We start from the raw sequence: 16,776 nt of genomic DNA on the forward strand, positions 1-16,776 counted from the left end.
CCAGGATGGCGGGGCGTTTTGCCGTCCAGGATTCAACTTGCCCCACCCCAGGCCGACAAAGTGTCAAACTCAAAGCCTTACGCCAGCTATTCGCGGAGATAACGGATATGTCCCTACGCACCCTGCTCACGACACTGCTGCTGACCTTCAGTTGCTCAGTCATGGCGGCCACCGAAATCGTGCCCCTGAACAATCGCACCAGTGCCGACCTGCTGCCGGTGGCTCAGAATTTCCTCGGCAAGGATGGCAAGGTCAGCACCTATGGCAACCAGTTGATCGTCAACGCCGAGCCGGGCCGTATCGCTGAACTGCGCGCCTTTCTCGCCCAACTCGACACCCCCGCCAGACGCCTGCTGATCACCGTCGACACCAACGAGAACAACTTCCAGGACAACCAGGGCTACACCGTCAACGGCGCACCGCAGGCCCGCATCATCAACCGCAGTACCGAGAGTCGCGACGGTGGAATCCAGCAGGTCCAGGCGAGCGAAGGCGTACCGGCGCTGATCCAGGTCGGCCAGAGCGTGCCCCTGACCAGCACCCAGACCGACTCCTATGGCCGCCTGCTCAATCAGACCCAGTACCGCAATGTCACCCAGGGGTTCTATGTCACGGCCAGCGTGACCGGGCAAACCGTGCACCTGGCTATCAGCACCAATCGCGACCGCATGAGCCAGGAGCGCCCCGATGTAGTGAACGTGCAAAGCACCGACACAACGGTCAGCGGCCGGCTGGGCGAGTGGATCACCCTGGCCGGCGTCAATCGCCAGACCCAGGCCGACAAACAGGGCCTGGGCCGCAGTTACTCGACCCAAGGCCGGGATGACATGACGTTGCGAGTCAAGGTCGATGCCCTGGACCAAAGCACCGAAAACTGACTGATTAGTCGTCTTAGACCAAAGATGTAGTGCCTTGAAAAAAGCACTACAAAACATTTGACGAGGCAAAAAACCGCGGGCATGATGGCCTCGCTCCCGCTAATCAGGGGCCCTGGCAAGGGCCTTCGGATCGTTGCTCTAACCCACCCACCTGAGCCGATTCGTGTCTGTACCGCCCACAAGGTGTGTTTGACGAGATTGCGACTGGAACGAAGTTGTCCCGAGGGACGGAAGCGTAATTAGGTAGATCGGCAACACACTGAAGGAACGCACCAAGGCCCACGACGCCCGAATGCGCCCGCAGCTCGCCTCCACCTGCTCACTTTCCCCTCGAGCCCATCGTTCGACCGTCGCACTCCCGCCAGACTCGACTTGAGCATCCAGCCCCTGGTCAGCGAGCAGCCTTCTACGCACTTTTTCAGGACCTGCGTAATCGGCGGAGCAGGAATTTTCCACCAAGACCTATGCGACGAGGTTTATCTCCATGGCACTGACACGCGAACAGCAAATTGCAGCCCTCGAAAAAGACTGGGCCGAAAACCCGCGCTGGAAAGGCGTGACCCGTACCTACTCCGCCGCCGATGTCGTTCGCCTGCGTGGTTCCGTCCAGCCAGAGCACACCCTGGCCCGCATGGGTGCGGAAAAACTGTGGAACCTGGTGACCAAGGGTGCCCACCCATCCTTCCGCCCGGAAAAAGACTTCGTCAACTGCATGGGCGCCCTGACCGGCGGCCAGGCCGTGCAACAGGTCAAGGCTGGCATCCAGGCCATCTACCTGTCCGGCTGGCAAGTGGCTGCCGACAACAACTCGGCCGAATCCATGTACCCAGACCAGTCGCTGTACCCGGTGGACTCGGTTCCAACCGTGGTCAAGCGCATCAACAACTCGTTCCGTCGTGCCGACCAGATCCAGTGGAAAGCCGGCAAGAACCCAGGTGACGAAGGCTACGTCGACTACTTCGCACCGATCGTGGCTGACGCCGAAGCCGGTTTCGGCGGCGTCCTGAACGCCTACGAGCTGATGAAGAACATGATCGAGGCAGGCGCCGCCGGCGTTCACTTCGAAGACCAGCTGGCTTCCGTGAAGAAGTGCGGCCACATGGGCGGCAAGGTACTGGTTCCAACCCAGGAAGCCGTACAGAAGCTGACCGCTGCCCGCCTGGCGGCCGACGTTGCCGGCGTACCGACCATCATCCTGGCCCGTACCGACGCCAACGCCGCTGACCTGCTGACCAGCGACTGCGATCCATACGACCAGCCATTCGTGGTGGGCGAGCGCACCCAGGAAGGTTTCTACAAAGTACGCGCCGGCCTCGACCAGGCTATCGCCCGCGGCCTGGCCTACGCGCCATACGCCGACCTGATCTGGTGCGAAACCGCCAAGCCGGACCTGGACGAGGCCCGTCGCTTCGCCGAGGCGATCAAGAAGGAGTACCCGGACCAGATCCTGTCGTACAACTGCTCGCCTTCCTTCAACTGGAAGAAGAACCTGGACGACGCCACCATCGCCAAGTTCCAGCGCGAACTGTCGGCAATGGGCTACAAACACCAGTTCATCACCCTGGCCGGCATCCACAACATGTGGCATGGCATGTTCAACCTGGCGCACGACTACGCCCGCAACGACATGACCGCCTACGTGAAGCTGCAGGAGCAGGAATTCGCCGACGCCTCCAAAGGCTACACCTTCGTGGCACACCAGCAGGAAGTGGGCACTGGCTACTTCGACGACATGACCACCGTGATCCAGGGTGGCAAGTCCTCGGTAACCGCCCTGACCGGCTCCACCGAAGAAGAGCAGTTCCACTGATCCAGGCATCACGCCCTGATCAAGCGGCCAATGCAGACCCGGTAAGAACAACTGCATTGCTGTAAATCTGACGCCCCGACTGGTTCGGGGCGTTTTTTTTTGCCCGCGGCTTCCCCGATCACTCCACGCAACGCACTTGCGGGACACAGGGCATCGATCTGCCGGGCGTAGGATCCCGACCCAGGACCACTGCGTCATAAAAAATCATCGAAACATTGACCCAGGGCGGTATCGCCGCCGGTAAAACGGGTTAAAAGGTGCGCCCCTGCTACTTGCAGTAACAGGGATATAACAAGCAACTTTCCCGCTCATCGAAGGGAAGCACTTTTAAATAGCCTCTAAACAATATTGATTATCATTTAGATATTGCATTCTTCGTTACAGCAGCAACAAAACATAATTAACGAAATCTCCGCTAATGCCCGCAGGCTGCGGCTTGCGGGGCTGCTGAGGTGAGCTATGTCCTTATTACGATAAACAATTTCGCTTCAGAAATTTTACTTGCCCGGTGTTTAGCCATAAAATCAGCGCGATTGATTGCACTGCGACATATCGTCACTGTTTTATCTCTTTTTCAAGCTCAGAGACTCTTGCTCTCTGTTAAGGATTACCAGCATGCCCGAAGCGACAGGACTCATGGCCCACAACTGGGGCTTTGCCATTTTCCTTCTGGGTGTTGTCGGCCTCTGCGCCTTCATGCTCGGCCTCTCCAGCCTGCTCGGGTCAAAAGCCTGGGGCCGCAGTAAAAACGAACCGTTCGAGTCCGGCATGCTACCTACCGGTGGCGCCCGCTTGCGGCTCTCAGCCAAATTCTATCTGGTCGCGATGCTCTTCGTGATCTTCGATATCGAAGCCCTATTTCTCTTTGCCTGGTCTGTGTCCGTCCGCGAAAGCGGCTGGACCGGATTCGTCGAAGCTCTCGTTTTCATAGCAATTCTGTTGGCAGGTCTTGTCTACCTTTGGCGAGTGGGGGCTCTTGACTGGGCTCCGGAAGGTCGTCGTAAGCGGCAGGCGAAGCTAAAACAATGAGGCTTTGGCGATGCAATACAATCTCACCAGGATCGACCCTGATGCTCCTAACGACCAGTATCCAATCGGCCAACGGGAAACCGTTGCCGATCCGTTAGAGGATCAGGTCCACAAAAACATCTTCATGGGCAAGCTGGAAGACGTGCTGAGTGGCGCGGTCAACTGGGGTCGCAAGAACTCCCTGTGGCCGTACAACTTCGGTCTCTCCTGCTGCTACGTGGAAATGACCACCGCCTTCACGGCGCCCCACGACATCGCGCGCTTTGGCGCCGAGGTTATCCGGGCATCGCCACGCCAGGCGGACTTCATGGTCATTGCCGGTACCTGCTTCATCAAGATGGCACCGATCATCCAGCGTCTCTACGAGCAAATGCTCGAGCCCAAGTGGGTCATCTCCATGGGTTCGTGCGCCAACTCCGGTGGCATGTACGACATCTACTCCGTAGTTCAGGGGGTGGACAAGTTCCTGCCCGTGGACGTCTACGTACCTGGCTGCCCGCCCCGTCCCGAGGCATTCCTGCAGGGCTTGATGCTCTTGCAAGAATCCATTGGCCAGGAGCGTCGCCCACTTTCCTGGGTCGTCGGCGACCAAGGCGTGTATCGCGCTGAAATGCCGTCGCAGAAGGAACAGCGCCGCGAACAGCGTATTCAGGTCACCAACCTGCGCAGCCCTGACGAAGTCTGATCCAGATCTGTTCTTAACCAAGAAACGACACTGGCTTCACTCTTTACGTTGACCGAAAGCGATAAAAAACCATGACTACAGGCAGTGCTCTGTACATCCCGCCTTATAAGGCTGACGACCAGGATGTGGTCGTCGAACTCAATAACCGTTTTGGCGCCGAGGCGTTCACCGCCCAAGCCACCCGCACCGGCATGCCGGTGCTTTGGGTTACCCGCTCCAAGCTCGTCGAAGTCCTGACCTTCCTGCGCAACCTGCCCAAGCCATACGTCATGCTCTATGACCTGCACGGCGTGGACGAGCGCCTGCGCACCAAGCGCCAGGGCCTGCCGGATGCCGACTTCAGCGTCTTCTACCACCTGTTGTCGATCGAACGAAACAGCGACGTGATGATCAAGGTGGCCCTGTCCGAGGGCGACCTGAACCTGCCCTCCGTCACCAGCATCTGGCCCAACGCCAACTGGTATGAACGCGAAGTCTGGGACATGTTCGGCATCGATTTCGCCGGCCACCCTCACCTCTCGCGGATCATGATGCCGCCGACCTGGGAAGGTCACCCGCTGCGCAAGGACTTCCCGGCCCGCGCCACCGAATTCGACCCGTTCAGCCTGAACCTGGCCAAGCAGCAGTTGGAAGAAGAAGCCGCCCGCTTCCGCCCTGAAGACTGGGGCATGAAGCGTTCCGGGGCCAACGAGGACTACATGTTCCTCAACCTGGGACCGAACCACCCTTCGGCCCACGGTGCCTTCCGCATCATCCTGCAGCTGGACGGTGAAGAGATCGTCGACTGCGTACCGGACATCGGCTACCACCACCGTGGTGCCGAGAAGATGGCCGAGCGCCAGTCCTGGCACAGCTTCATTCCCTACACCGACCGTATCGACTACCTCGGCGGGGTGATGAACAACCTGCCGTACGTGCTCTCGGTCGAGAAGCTGGCCGGCATCAAGGTGCCGGAAAAGGTCGACACCATCCGCATCATGCTGGCCGAGTTCTTCCGGATCACCAGCCACCTGCTGTTCCTGGGTACCTATATCCAGGACGTGGGCGCCATGACTCCGGTGTTCTTCACCTTCACCGACCGTCAGCGCGCCTACAAGGTCATCGAGGCCATCACCGGCTTCCGCCTGCACCCGGCCTGGTATCGCATCGGCGGCGTGGCCCACGACCTGCCGCGCGGCTGGGACAAGCTGGTCAAGGAGTTCGTCGATTGGCTGCCCAAGCGCCTCGACGAATACACCAAGGCTGCCCTGCAGAACAGCATCCTCAAGGGCCGGACCATCGGTGTCGCCGCCTACAACACCAAGGAAGCCCTGGAGTGGGGCACCACCGGTGCCGGCCTGCGTTCCACCGGTTGCGACTTCGACTTGCGCAAGGCCCGTCCATACTCGGGTTACGAGAACTTCGAGTTCGAAGTCCCGCTGGCCCACAACGGCGATGCCTATGACCGCTGCATGGTCCGCGTCGAGGAGATGCGCCAGAGTATCCGCATCATCGACCAGTGCATGCGCAACATGCCGGAAGGCCCGTACAAGGCGGATCATCCGCTGACCACGCCGCCGCCGAAAGAGCGCACCCTGCAGCACATCGAGACCCTGATCACGCACTTCCTGCAAGTTTCGTGGGGCCCGGTGATGCCGGCCAACGAATCCTTCCAGATGATCGAGGCCACCAAGGGCATCAACAGTTACTACCTGACGAGCGACGGCGGCACCATGAGCTACCGCACCCGGATCCGCACCCCAAGCTACGCGCACCTGCAGCAGATCCCTTCGGTGATCCGCGGCAGCATGGTCGCGGACTTGATCGCGTACCTGGGCAGTATCGACTTCGTTATGGCTGACGTGGACCGCTAAGCATGAACAGCACGCTTATCCAGACAGACCGTTTCGCCCTGAGCGAAACCGAGCGCTCGGCCATCGAGCACGAGATGCATCACTACGAGGACCCGCGCGCGGCGTCCATCGAGGCCCTGAAGATCGTCCAGAAGGAACGTGGCTGGGTGCCGGACGGCGCCATCTATGCCATCGGCGAAGTGCTGGGCATCCCCGCCAGCGACGTCGAAGGCGTGGCCACCTTCTATAGCCAGATCTTCCGCCAGCCAGTAGGCCGCCACATCATTCGCGTGTGCGACAGCATGGTTTGCTACATCGGTGGCCATGAGTCGGTAGTCAGCCAGATCCAGAGCGAGCTGGGCATCGGCCTCGGCCAGACCACCGCCGACGGTCGCTTCACCCTGCTGCCGGTGTGCTGCCTGGGCAACTGCGACAAGGCCCCGGCGCTGATGATCGACGACGATACCTTTGGCGACGTGCAACCTGCCGGCGTCTCCAAGCTGCTGGAGGGTTACGTATGACCATTACTTCCTTCGGCCCGGCCAACCGCATCGCGCGCACGGCCGAAACCCACCCGCTGACCTGGCGCCTGCGTGACGACGGCGAGCCGGTCTGGCTGGCCGAGTACGAGTCCAAGAACGGCTATGCCGCTGCCCGCAAGGCACTGGCGCAGATGTCCCAGGACGATATCGTCCAGGCCGTCAAGGACTCCGGCCTCAAGGGGCGTGGTGGTGCAGGCTTCCCCACCGGCGTGAAGTGGGGCCTGATGCCCAAAGACGAATCCATGAACATCCGCTACCTGCTGTGCAACGCGGACGAAATGGAACCCAACACCTGGAAGGACCGCATGCTGATGGAGCAACAGCCCCATCTGCTGGTCGAAGGCATGCTGATCAGCGCCCGTGCGCTGAAGGCCTACCGCGGCTACATCTTCCTGCGTGGCGAGTACACCACCGCGGCCAAGCACCTGAACCGTGCCATCGAGGAAGCCAAGGCCGCAGGCCTTCTGGGCAAGAACATCCTCGGCAGCGGCTTCGACTTCGAGCTGTTCGTGCATACCGGTGCCGGTCGCTACATCTGCGGTGAAGAAACCGCGCTGATCAACTCCCTGGAAGGCCGTCGCGCCAACCCGCGCTCCAAGCCGCCCTTCCCTGCCGCCGTCGGCGTGTGGGGCAAGCCGACGTGCGTGAACAACGTCGAGACCCTGTGCAACGTGCCGGCCATCGTCGCCAACGGCAACGACTGGTACAAGTCGCTGGCCCGCGAAGGCAGCGAAGACCATGGCACCAAGCTGATGGGCTTCTCCGGCAAGGTGAAGAACCCGGGCCTGTGGGAACTGCCGTTCGGCGTTACCGCCCGCGAGCTGTTCGAAGACTACGCCGGCGGCATGCGCGATGGCTTCAAGCTCAAGTGCTGGCAGCCAGGCGGCGCCGGTACCGGCTTCCTGCTGCCCGAGCACCTGGATGCGCAAATGTACGCCGGCGGCATTGCTAAGGTTGGCACCCGTATGGGTACCGGCCTGGCCATGGCGGTGGACGACAGCGTCAACATGGTGTCCCTGCTGCGCAACATGGAAGAGTTCTTCGCCCGCGAGTCGTGCGGCTGGTGCACCCCGTGCCGCGACGGTCTGCCATGGAGCGTGAAGATGCTGCGCGCCCTGGAAAAAGGCCAAGGCCGCGCCGAAGACATCGAGACCCTGCTGGGCCTGGTCAACTTCCTCGGCCCAGGCCGTACCTTCTGTGCTCACGCACCGGGTGCCGTCGAGCCATTGGGCAGTGCCATCAAGTATTTCCGGTCCGAGTTCGAGGCCGGTGTCGCTCCAGCAAGTGCTGGCGACGCCCTGCGCCCGAACCTGGCCAAGCCGATCGTGGTCGGCGCATAACAAGATGAATCGCGGATGGTCCGTGCCATCCGCCGGCCTCGCGGCCCGCCCGACTCGTTCGGTGCGGGCCGCAGGCCCACCGATTTCCATTAGCCACGCCCGCTCACGCGGGCCAACGAAGAACTTTGAACCATGGCCACTATCCACGTAGACGGCAAAGCGCTCGAAGTCAACGGTGCGGACAACCTGCTACAGGCTTGTCTGTCACTCGGCCTCGACATCCCCTATTTCTGCTGGCACCCGGCGCTCGGTAGCGTCGGCGCCTGCCGGCAGTGTGCGGTCAAGCAGTACACCGACGAGAACGACACCCGCGGTCGTATCGTCATGTCCTGCATGACCCCTGCCTCCGACGGCACCTGGATCTCCATCGAAGACGAGGAATCCAAGGCGTTTCGCGCCAGCGTCGTCGAATGGCTGATGACCAACCACCCGCACGACTGCCCAGTGTGCGAGGAAGGCGGTCACTGCCACCTGCAGGACATGACGGTAATGACCGGCCACAACGAGCGCCGCTACCGTTTCACCAAGCGTACCCACCAGAACCAGGAGCTCGGCCCGTTCATCGCCCACGAGATGAACCGCTGCATCGCCTGCTATCGCTGCGTGCGCTACTACAAGGATTACGCTGGCGGCACCGACCTGGGTGTCTACGGCGCCCACGACAACGTGTACTTCGGTCGCGTCGAAGATGGCGTGCTGGAAAGCGAATTCTCCGGCAACCTCACCGAGATCTGCCCGACCGGTGTGTTCACCGACAAGACCCACTCCGAGCGCTACAACCGCAAGTGGGACATGCAGTTCTCGCCGAGCATCTGCCATGGCTGCTCCAGCGGCTGCAACATCAGCCCCGGCGAGCGCTACGGTGAACTACGACGCATCGAGAACCGCTTCAACGGTTCGGTCAACCAGTACTTCCTCTGCGACCGTGGCCGCTTCGGTTATGGCTACGTCAATCGCAAGGACCGCCCTCGCCAGCCACGCCTGGCCGACGGCACCCAGCTGAACCTGGACCAGGCCCTGGACCAGGCTGCCGACCTGCTGCGCGGACGCAACATCGTCGGTATCGGCTCGCCACGCGCCAGCCTGGAAAGCAACTATGCGTTGCTGGAACTGGTCGGCGCCGAGCACTTCTACTCTGGCATCGAAGCCAGCGAGCTGGAGCGCATCCGCCTGGCGATGCAAGTGCTCAAGGACAGCCCGCTGCCGATTCCCAACCTGCGTGAAGTCGAAGACCACGACGCGGTGTTCGTCCTCGGCGAGGACCTGACCCAGACCGCCGCCCGCATGGCCCTGGCCCTGCGCCAGTCGGTCAAGGGCAAGGCCGAGGAAATGGCCGACGCCATGCGCGTCCAGCCATGGCTCGACGCCGCGGTGAAGAACATCGGCCAGCACGCGCTGAACCCGCTGTTCATCGCCAGCCTGGCTGCAACCCGCCTCGACGACGTCGCCGAAGAGTGTGTGCACGCCGCTCCCGACGACCTGGCCCGCATCGGTTTCGCCGTGGCCCACGCCATCGACGCCAGCGCGCCGGCAGTGGAAGGCCTGGACCGCGAAGCCCAGGAACTGGCCCAGCGCATCGCCGATGCCCTGCTGGCAGCCAAGCGCCCGCTGATCGTGTCCGGTACCTCCCTGGGTTCCAAGGCACTGATCGAGGCCGCGGCCAACATCGCCAAGGCCCTGAAGCTGCGCGACAAGGCCGGCTCCATCAGCCTGGTGGTGCCAGAGGCCAACAGCCTCGGCCTGGCCATGCTCGGTGGCGAATCGGTGGACGCGGCCCTGCAAGCGGTGATCGACGGCCGTGCCGACGCCATCGTGGTCCTGGAAAACGACCTGTACACCCGCACCGACGCCGCCAAGGTGGATGCCGCATTGAGCGCCGCCAAGGTGGTGATCGTGGCCGACCACCAGCAGACCGCTACCGTGGAACGCGCGCACCTGGTGCTGTCCGCAGCGAGCTTCGCCGAAGGCGATGGCACCCTGGTCAGCCAGGAAGGCCGCGCCCAGCGCTTCTTCCAGGTCTTCGACCCGACCTACCTGGACGCCAGCATCATGGTCCACGAAGGCTGGCGCTGGCTGCACGCCCTGCGCAGCACCCTGCTGAACAAGCCGGTGGACTGGACCCAGCTGGACCAGGTAACCGCTGCCTGCGCCGCGAGCAACACGCAACTGGCCAGCATCGTCGATGCCGCGCCGTCCGCTGCGTTCCGCATCAAGGGCATGAAGCTGGCCCGCGAACCGCTGCGCTACAGCGGCCGGACCGCCATGCGCGCCAACCAGAGCGTGCACGAACCGCGTACTCCGCAAGACCCGGATACCGCCTTCGCCTACTCCATGGAAGGTTACTCGGGCTCCGCCGAGCCGCGTTCGCAAGTGCCATTCGCCTGGTCGCCGGGCTGGAACTCGCCGCAAGCCTGGAACAAGTTCCAGGACGAAGTCGGCGGCCACCTGCGCGCCGGTGATCCGGGTACCCGCCTGATCGAAAGCCAGGGCGATCGCCTGAGCTGGTTCGCCAGCGCACCGAAGGCCTTCTCCCCGGCCCAGGGCACCTGGCAGGCCGTGCCGTTCTACCACCTGTTCGGCAGCGAGGAGAACTCCTCGAAGGCCGCTCCGGTACAAGAACGCATTCCAGCCGCCTACGTGGCCCTGGCCAAGTCCGAGGCCGACCGCCTGGGTGTCAACGATGGCGCCATGCTCGCGTTGAACCTGGCTGGCCAGACCCTGCGCCTGCCACTGCGGATCAACGAAGAGCTGGGTGCTGGCCTGGTGGCCTTGCCAGTCGGTCTGGCCGGGATTCCTCCGGCGTTCGCAGGCTTTTCCGTTGACGGTCTGCAGGAGGCGGCGCAATGAGTTGGTTTACCCCTGAAGTGATCGACGTGATCCTCACGGTCGTCAAGGCGATCGTCATCCTGCTGGCGGTGGTGATCGCTGGTGCGCTGCTGAGCTTCGTCGAACGTCGCCTGCTGGGCTGGTGGCAGGACCGCTACGGTCCGAACCGCGTTGGCCCGTTCGGCATGTTCCAGATCGCTGCCGACATGCTGAAGATGTTCTTCAAGGAAGACTGGACCCCGCCGTTCGCCGACAAGGTGATCTTCACCCTGGCACCGGTGGTGGCCATGAGCGCCCTGTTGATCGCCTTCGCGATCATCCCGATCACCCCGACCTGGGGTGTCGCGGACCTGAACATCGGCCTGCTGTTCTTCTTCGCCATGGCTGGCCTGTCGGTCTACGCGGTGCTGTTCGCCGGCTGGTCGAGCAACAACAAGTTCGCCCTGCTGGGCAGCTTGCGTGCCTCGGCCCAGACCGTGTCCTACGAAGTGTTCATGGGCCTGGCGCTGATGGGCATCGTGGCCCAGGTCGGTTCGTTCAACATGCGCGACATCGTCGAGTACCAGGCGCAGAACCTGTGGTTCATCATTCCGCAGTTCTTCGGCTTCTGTACCTTCTTCATCGCAGGCGTGGCCGTGACTCACCGTCACCCCTTCGACCAGCCCGAAGCGGAACAGGAACTGGCCGACGGTTACCACATTGAATATGCCGGCATGAAGTGGGGCATGTTCTTCGTTGGCGAATACATCGGCATCATCTTGATCTCGGCACTGCTGGTCACCCTGTTCTTCGGTGGCTGGCACGGTCCGTTCGGCATCCTGCCGCAACTGTCCTTCGTCTGGTTCGCTTTGAAAACCGCGTTCTTCATCATGCTGTTCATCCTGCTGCGCGCCTCGATCCCGCGCCCACGCTATGACCAGGTGATGGACTTCAGCTGGAAGTTCTGCCTGCCGCTGACCCTGATCAATTTGCTGGTGACCGCTGCGCTCGTGCTCTACAACGCGCCAGCCGTTGCGGCCCAGTGAGGATTTGACCCATGTTCAAATATATTGGCGACATCGTGAAGGGTACTGGTACCCAGTTGCGCAGCCTGGTCATGGTCTTCGGCCATGGCTTTCGCAAGCGCGACACCCTGCAATACCCGGAAGAGCCGGTGTACCTGCCGCCCCGCTACCGTGGTCGCATCGTACTGACCCGCGATCCCGACGGCGAAGAGCGCTGCGTAGCCTGCAACCTGTGCGCGGTGGCCTGCCCGGTGGGCTGCATCTCGCTGCAAAAAGCTGAAACCGAAGACGGTCGCTGGTACCCGGACTTCTTCCGCATCAACTTCTCGCGCTGCATTTTCTGTGGTCTCTGCGAGGAAGCCTGTCCGACCACCGCGATCCAGCTGACACCGGATTTCGAGATGGCCGAGTTCAAACGTCAGGACCTGGTTTACGAGAAAGAAGATCTGCTGATCTCCGGTCCCGGAAAGAACCCTGATTACAACTTCTATCGTGTTGCAGGTATGGCCATTGCCGGTAAGCCCAAAGGCACCGCGCAGAACGAAGCCGAGCCGATCAACGTGAAGAGCTTGCTGCCTTAAGGAAGAACGATGGAATTCGCTTTCTATTTCGCGTCAGGTGTTGCGGTGGTCTCCACGCTTCGTGTGGTGACCAATACCAACCCTGTGCACGCCCTGCTCTACCTGATCATTTCGCTGATCGCCGTGGCGATGACCTTCTTCAGCCTCGGCGCGCCGTTCGCCGGAGCCCTGGAAGTGATCGCCTACGCCGGCGCCATCATGGTGCTGTTCGTATTCGTGGTGATGATGCTCAACCTCGGTCCGGCTGCCGTCCAGCAAGAGCGTATCTGGCTCAAGCCGGGCATCTGGATCGGGCCGGTGATCCTCGCCGCCCTGCTGCTGGCCGAACTGCTGTACGTCCTGTTCAGCCACCAGAGCGGTGCCGGTATCGGTCAAACCACCGTAGGCGCCAAGGCCGTGGGCATCAGCCTGTTCGGTCCTTACCTGCTGGTGGTCGAACTCGCCTCGATGCTGCTGCTCGCCGCAGCCGTCACGGCGTTCCACTTGGGCCGCAACGAGGCGAAGGAGTAATACGATGCCTACTATCCCTCTCGAGCATGGGCTGGCGGTTGCCGGCATCCTGTTCTGCCTCGGTCTGGTCGGCCTGATGGTCCGCCGTAACATCCTCTTCGTGTTGATGAGCCTGGAAGTGATGATGAACGCCTCGGCACTGGCCTTCATCGTCGCTGGCGCCCGCTGGGCGCAGCCGGATGGACAAGTGATGTTCATCCTGGTGATCAGCCTGGCAGCCGCCGAGGCCAGTATTGGCCTGGCGATCCTGCTGCAGCTGTATCGCCGCTTCCACACTCTCGACATCGATGCTGCCAGTGAGATGCGCGGATGAACCTTCTCTTCCTGACTTTCGTCTTCCCCCTGATCGGCTTCCTGCTGCTGTCGTTCTCCCGCGGGCGGTTCTCGGAGAACCTGTCCGCGCTGATCGGCGTAGGCTCGGTAGGCCTCTCGGCCGCCACCGCCGCCTACGTGATCTGGCAGTTCAATGTCGCCCCGCCAGCAGGCGGCGCGTACAGCCAGCTGCTATGGCAGTGGATGTCGGTGGACGGCTTCGCGCCGAACTTCACCCTGTACCTGGACGGCCTGTCGGTGACCATGCTCGGCGTGGTCACCGGCGTCGGCTTCCTGATCCACCTGTTCGCGTCCTGGTATATGCGTGGCGAAGCCGGCTACTCGCGGTTCTTCTCCTACACCAACCTGTTCATCGCCAGCATGCTGTTCCTGATCCTCGGCGATAACCTGCTGTTCATCTACTTCGGTTGGGAAGGCGTGGGCCTGTGCTCGTACCTGTTGATCGGTTTCTACTACAGCAACCGCAACAACGGTAACGCCGCACTCAAGGCCTTCATCGTCACCCGTATCGGCGACGTGTTCATGGCCATCGGCCTGTTCATCCTGTTCCAGCAACTGGGCACCCTGAACGTCCAGGAACTGCTGGTAGCCGCGCCGCAGAAGTTCCAGGCAGGTGACTTCTGGATCACCCTGGCGACCCTGATGCTGCTCGGCGGCGCGGTCGGTAAATCGGCCCAGCTGCCGCTGCAGACCTGGTTGGCGGACGCGATGGCGGGCCCGACCCCGGTTTCGGCACTGATCCACGCCGCGACCATGGTGACCGCGGGTGTCTACCTGATCGCCCGTACCCACGGCCTGTTCACCCTGGCGCCGGAAATCCTGCACCTGGTGGGCCTGGTCGGCGGCGTGACACTGGTACTGGCCGGCTTCGCCGCGCTGGTACAGACCGACATCAAGCGCATCCTCGCCTACTCGACCATGAGCCAGATCGGCTACATGTTCCTGGCCCTGGGCGTGGGTGCCTGGGATGGCGCGATCTTCCACCTGATGACCCACGCCTTCTTCAAGGCCCTGCTGTTCCTGGCCTCCGGTGCGGTGATCGTGGCCTGCCACCACGAGCAGAACATCTTCAAGATGGGCGGCCTGTGGAAGAAACTGCCCCTGGCCTACGCCAGCTTCATCGTCGGTGGTGCGGCCCTGGCGGCCCTGCCTCTGGTGACCGCCGGCTTCTACTCCAAGGACGAGATCCTCTGGGAAGCCTTCGCCAGCGGCAACCAAGGCCTGCTGTATGCCGGCCTGGTGGGTGCGTTCATGACCTCGCTGTACACCTTCCGCCTGATCTTCATCGCCTTCCACGGTGAAGCCAAGACCGAAGCCCACGCCGGCCACGGCATTTCCCACTGGCTGCCGCTGGTGGTGCTGATCGTGCTGTCCACCGGTATCGGCGCGATGATCACTCCGCCCCTGCACGGCGTGCTGCCTCTGAGCGCCGGCCATGCTGGCGGCGAAGCCAAGCACAGCCTGGAAATCGCCTCGGGCGCCATCGCCCTGGCCGGTATCCTGCTGGCTGCCCTGTTGTTCCTTGGCAAGCGTCGCGTGGTAACCGCCATCGCCAACAGCGGCATCGGGCGTCTGCTCTCGGCCTGGTGGTTCGCCGCCTGGGGCTTCGACTGGATCTACGACAAACTGTTCGTCAAGCCATACCTGGCGATCAGCCATGTACTGCGCAAGGACCCGCTCGATCAGACCATCGGTTTGATCCCGCGTATGGCCAAGGGGGGCCACAACTCCCTGAGCCGTACCGAAACCGGTCAACTGCGTTGGTACGCCGCTTCGATGGCCGCCGGTGCCGTGCTGGTCATCGGTGCCATTGTGCTGGTAGCGGTCTGATATGAACCTTGCGAACTTGCGAAAGGAATTGAGCCCGTCATGATTCTGCCTTGGCTAATCCTGATCCCCTTCATCGGCGGCCTGCTGTGCTGGCTGGGTGAGCGCTTCGGCGCCACCCTCCCCCGCTGGATTGCGCTGTTGACCATGACCCTGGAACTCGCCCTCGGCCTCTGGCTGTGGGCCCACGGTAACTATTCATTTGCTCCGGCGCCTGGCGCCGATCCAACTTGGGCCATCGAGTTCAAGCACCAGTGGATCCAGCGCTTCGGCATCAACGTGCACCTGGCCCTGGACGGCCTGTCGCTGTTGATGATCCTGCTGACCGGCCTGCTGGGTATCCTCTCGGTACTCTGCTCCTGGAAAGAAATCGAGCGTCACGTGGGCTTCTTCCACCTGAACCTGATGTGGATCCTGGGCGGCGTTGTCGGCGTGTTCCTGGCGCTGGACCTGTTCATGTTCTTCTTCTTCTGGGAAATGATGCTGGTGCCGATGTACTTCCTCATCGCGCTCTGGGGTCATAGCTCGGCCGATGGCAAGAAGACCCGGATCTACGCGGCGACCAAGTTCTTCATCTTCACCCAGGCTTCCGGCCTGATCATGTTGGTGGCGATCCTGGGCCTGGTGCTGGTCAACTTCAACAACACCGGGGTGATCACCTTCGATTACGCCCAGTTGCTGAAGACCAAGATGTCCACCGCCACCGAGTACATCCTGATGCTCGGCTTCTTCATCGCCTTCGCGGTGAAGCTGCCGGTGGTGCCGTTCCACTCCTGGCTGCCTGACGCTCACGCCCAGGCACCGACCGCCGGTTCCGTGGACCTGGCCGGTATCCTGCTCAAGACCGCGGCCTATGGCCTGCTGCGCTTCGCCCTGCCGTTGTTCCCCAACGCTTCGGCGGAGTTCGCACCGATCGCCATGACCCTGGGCCTGATCGGGATCTTCTACGGTGCCTTCCTGGCCTTCGCCCAGACCGACATCAAGCGCCTGATCGCCTTCTCCAGCGTGTCCCACATGGGCTTCGTGCTGATCGGCATCTACTCCGGCAGCCAGCAAGCCCTGCAGGGCGCGGTGATCCAGATGCTGGCCCACGGTGTTTCGGCAGCCGCGCTGTTTATCCTCAGCGGCCAGCTGTACGAGCGCACCCATACTCGCGACATGCGTGAAATGGGCGGCCTGTGGTCGCGTATCGCCTACCTGCCGGCCATCAGCCTGTTCTTCGCAGCTGCCTCCCTGGGGCTGCCGGGCACCGGCAACTTCGTCGGCGAGTTCCTGATCCTGATCGGTACCTTCGTCAGCGCGCCATGGATCACTGCGATCGCCACTTCCGGCCTGGTGTTCGGCTCGGTCTACTCGCTGATCATGATCCACCGTGCCTACTTCGGCCCGTCCAAGTCGGATGCGGTGCTGCACGGCATGGATGCTCGCGAACTGATCATGGTGCTGGGACTGGCGGTACTGCTGATCTACATCGGCGTGTACCCGCAACCGTTCCTCGATACCTCTGCCGCCACCATGCATGGCGTGCAGCAATGGCTCAGCACCGCCTTCACTCAACTCGCTTCGGCCCGGTAAGAGC

At 62.1% G+C, this 16,776-nt stretch carries 14 protein-coding genes; all 14 read left to right on the plus strand.

What is annotated here, in order from left to right:
* Window positions 1–107 precede the first annotated feature (107 nt).
* The 14 genes from ATY02_RS24565 to nuoM all read left to right on the plus strand — a co-directional run bounded on the left by ATY02_RS24565 (window position 108) and on the right by nuoM (window position 16,772).
* On the plus strand, window positions 108–878 hold the full coding sequence (locus ATY02_RS24565) for a secretin N-terminal domain-containing protein (protein WP_068582257.1): 771 nt from the start codon (window positions 108–110) through the stop codon (window positions 876–878).
* Between the two features lie 484 nt (window positions 879–1,362).
* Window positions 1,363–2,688, plus strand: coding sequence for an isocitrate lyase (gene aceA, locus ATY02_RS24570; protein WP_068582254.1), 1,326 nt, complete (start codon window positions 1,363–1,365; stop codon window positions 2,686–2,688).
* Between the two features lie 615 nt (window positions 2,689–3,303).
* Complete coding sequence (locus ATY02_RS24575) at window positions 3,304–3,717, plus strand: NADH-quinone oxidoreductase subunit A (RefSeq protein ID WP_022639645.1); 414 nt, start codon at window positions 3,304–3,306, stop codon at window positions 3,715–3,717.
* Window positions 3,718–3,727: 10 nt separating this feature from the next.
* The gene (locus ATY02_RS24580; protein WP_022639646.1) at window positions 3,728–4,402 is read left to right on the plus strand and encodes a NuoB/complex I 20 kDa subunit family protein; all 675 of its coding nucleotides are present in this window, start codon (window positions 3,728–3,730) and stop codon (window positions 4,400–4,402) included.
* Between the two features lie 71 nt (window positions 4,403–4,473).
* Complete coding sequence (gene nuoC, locus ATY02_RS24585; RefSeq protein ID WP_068582251.1) at window positions 4,474–6,255, plus strand: NADH-quinone oxidoreductase subunit C/D; 1,782 nt, start codon at window positions 4,474–4,476, stop codon at window positions 6,253–6,255.
* Between the two features lie 2 nt (window positions 6,256–6,257).
* Window positions 6,258–6,755: an NADH-quinone oxidoreductase subunit NuoE gene (gene nuoE, locus ATY02_RS24590; protein WP_012313767.1), complete on the plus strand. Its 498-nt coding sequence runs from the start codon at window positions 6,258–6,260 to the stop codon at window positions 6,753–6,755.
* A complete protein-coding gene (gene nuoF, locus ATY02_RS24595; protein ID WP_068582249.1) occupies window positions 6,752–8,116 on the plus strand; it encodes an NADH-quinone oxidoreductase subunit NuoF in 1,365 nt (454 codons plus the stop codon). Before nuoE ends, nuoF begins: the two co-directional genes overlap by 4 nt.
* Window positions 8,117–8,248: 132 nt before the next feature.
* Complete coding sequence (gene nuoG / locus ATY02_RS24600; protein ID WP_068582496.1) at window positions 8,249–10,963, plus strand: NADH-quinone oxidoreductase subunit NuoG; 2,715 nt, start codon at window positions 8,249–8,251, stop codon at window positions 10,961–10,963.
* Complete coding sequence (gene nuoH, locus ATY02_RS24605) at window positions 10,960–11,967, plus strand: NADH-quinone oxidoreductase subunit NuoH (protein WP_022639650.1); 1,008 nt, start codon at window positions 10,960–10,962, stop codon at window positions 11,965–11,967. The genes nuoG and nuoH overlap by 4 nt, the downstream gene beginning before the upstream one ends.
* A gap of 11 nt (window positions 11,968–11,978) precedes the next feature.
* Window positions 11,979–12,527 (plus strand): NADH-quinone oxidoreductase subunit NuoI, encoded by a 549-nt coding sequence (gene nuoI, locus ATY02_RS24610; protein WP_022639651.1) that lies wholly within the window; start codon window positions 11,979–11,981, stop codon window positions 12,525–12,527.
* Window positions 12,528–12,536: 9 nt separating this feature from the next.
* Window positions 12,537–13,037: an NADH-quinone oxidoreductase subunit J gene (gene nuoJ, locus ATY02_RS24615; RefSeq protein ID WP_068582499.1), complete on the plus strand. Its 501-nt coding sequence runs from the start codon at window positions 12,537–12,539 to the stop codon at window positions 13,035–13,037.
* Window positions 13,038–13,041: 4 nt separating this feature from the next.
* Window positions 13,042–13,350 carry an NADH-quinone oxidoreductase subunit NuoK gene (nuoK, locus tag ATY02_RS24620; RefSeq protein WP_022639653.1) on the plus strand — a complete coding sequence of 103 codons (309 nt, stop codon included), beginning with the start codon at window positions 13,042–13,044 and terminating at the stop codon, window positions 13,348–13,350.
* Window positions 13,347–15,200 (plus strand): NADH-quinone oxidoreductase subunit L, encoded by a 1,854-nt coding sequence (gene nuoL, locus ATY02_RS24625; RefSeq protein WP_068582502.1) that lies wholly within the window; start codon window positions 13,347–13,349, stop codon window positions 15,198–15,200. The genes nuoK and nuoL overlap by 4 nt, the downstream gene beginning before the upstream one ends.
* Before the next feature lie 39 nt (window positions 15,201–15,239).
* Window positions 15,240–16,772 (plus strand): NADH-quinone oxidoreductase subunit M, encoded by a 1,533-nt coding sequence (gene nuoM, locus ATY02_RS24630; RefSeq protein ID WP_068582505.1) that lies wholly within the window; start codon window positions 15,240–15,242, stop codon window positions 16,770–16,772.
* The last annotated feature ends 4 nt before the right edge of the window (window positions 16,773–16,776 follow it).

It is taken from the genome of Pseudomonas sp. BIOMIG1BAC, from assembly GCF_001705995.2.
GTDB classification, from domain to species: domain Bacteria; phylum Pseudomonadota; class Gammaproteobacteria; order Pseudomonadales; family Pseudomonadaceae; genus Aquipseudomonas; species Aquipseudomonas sessilinigenes.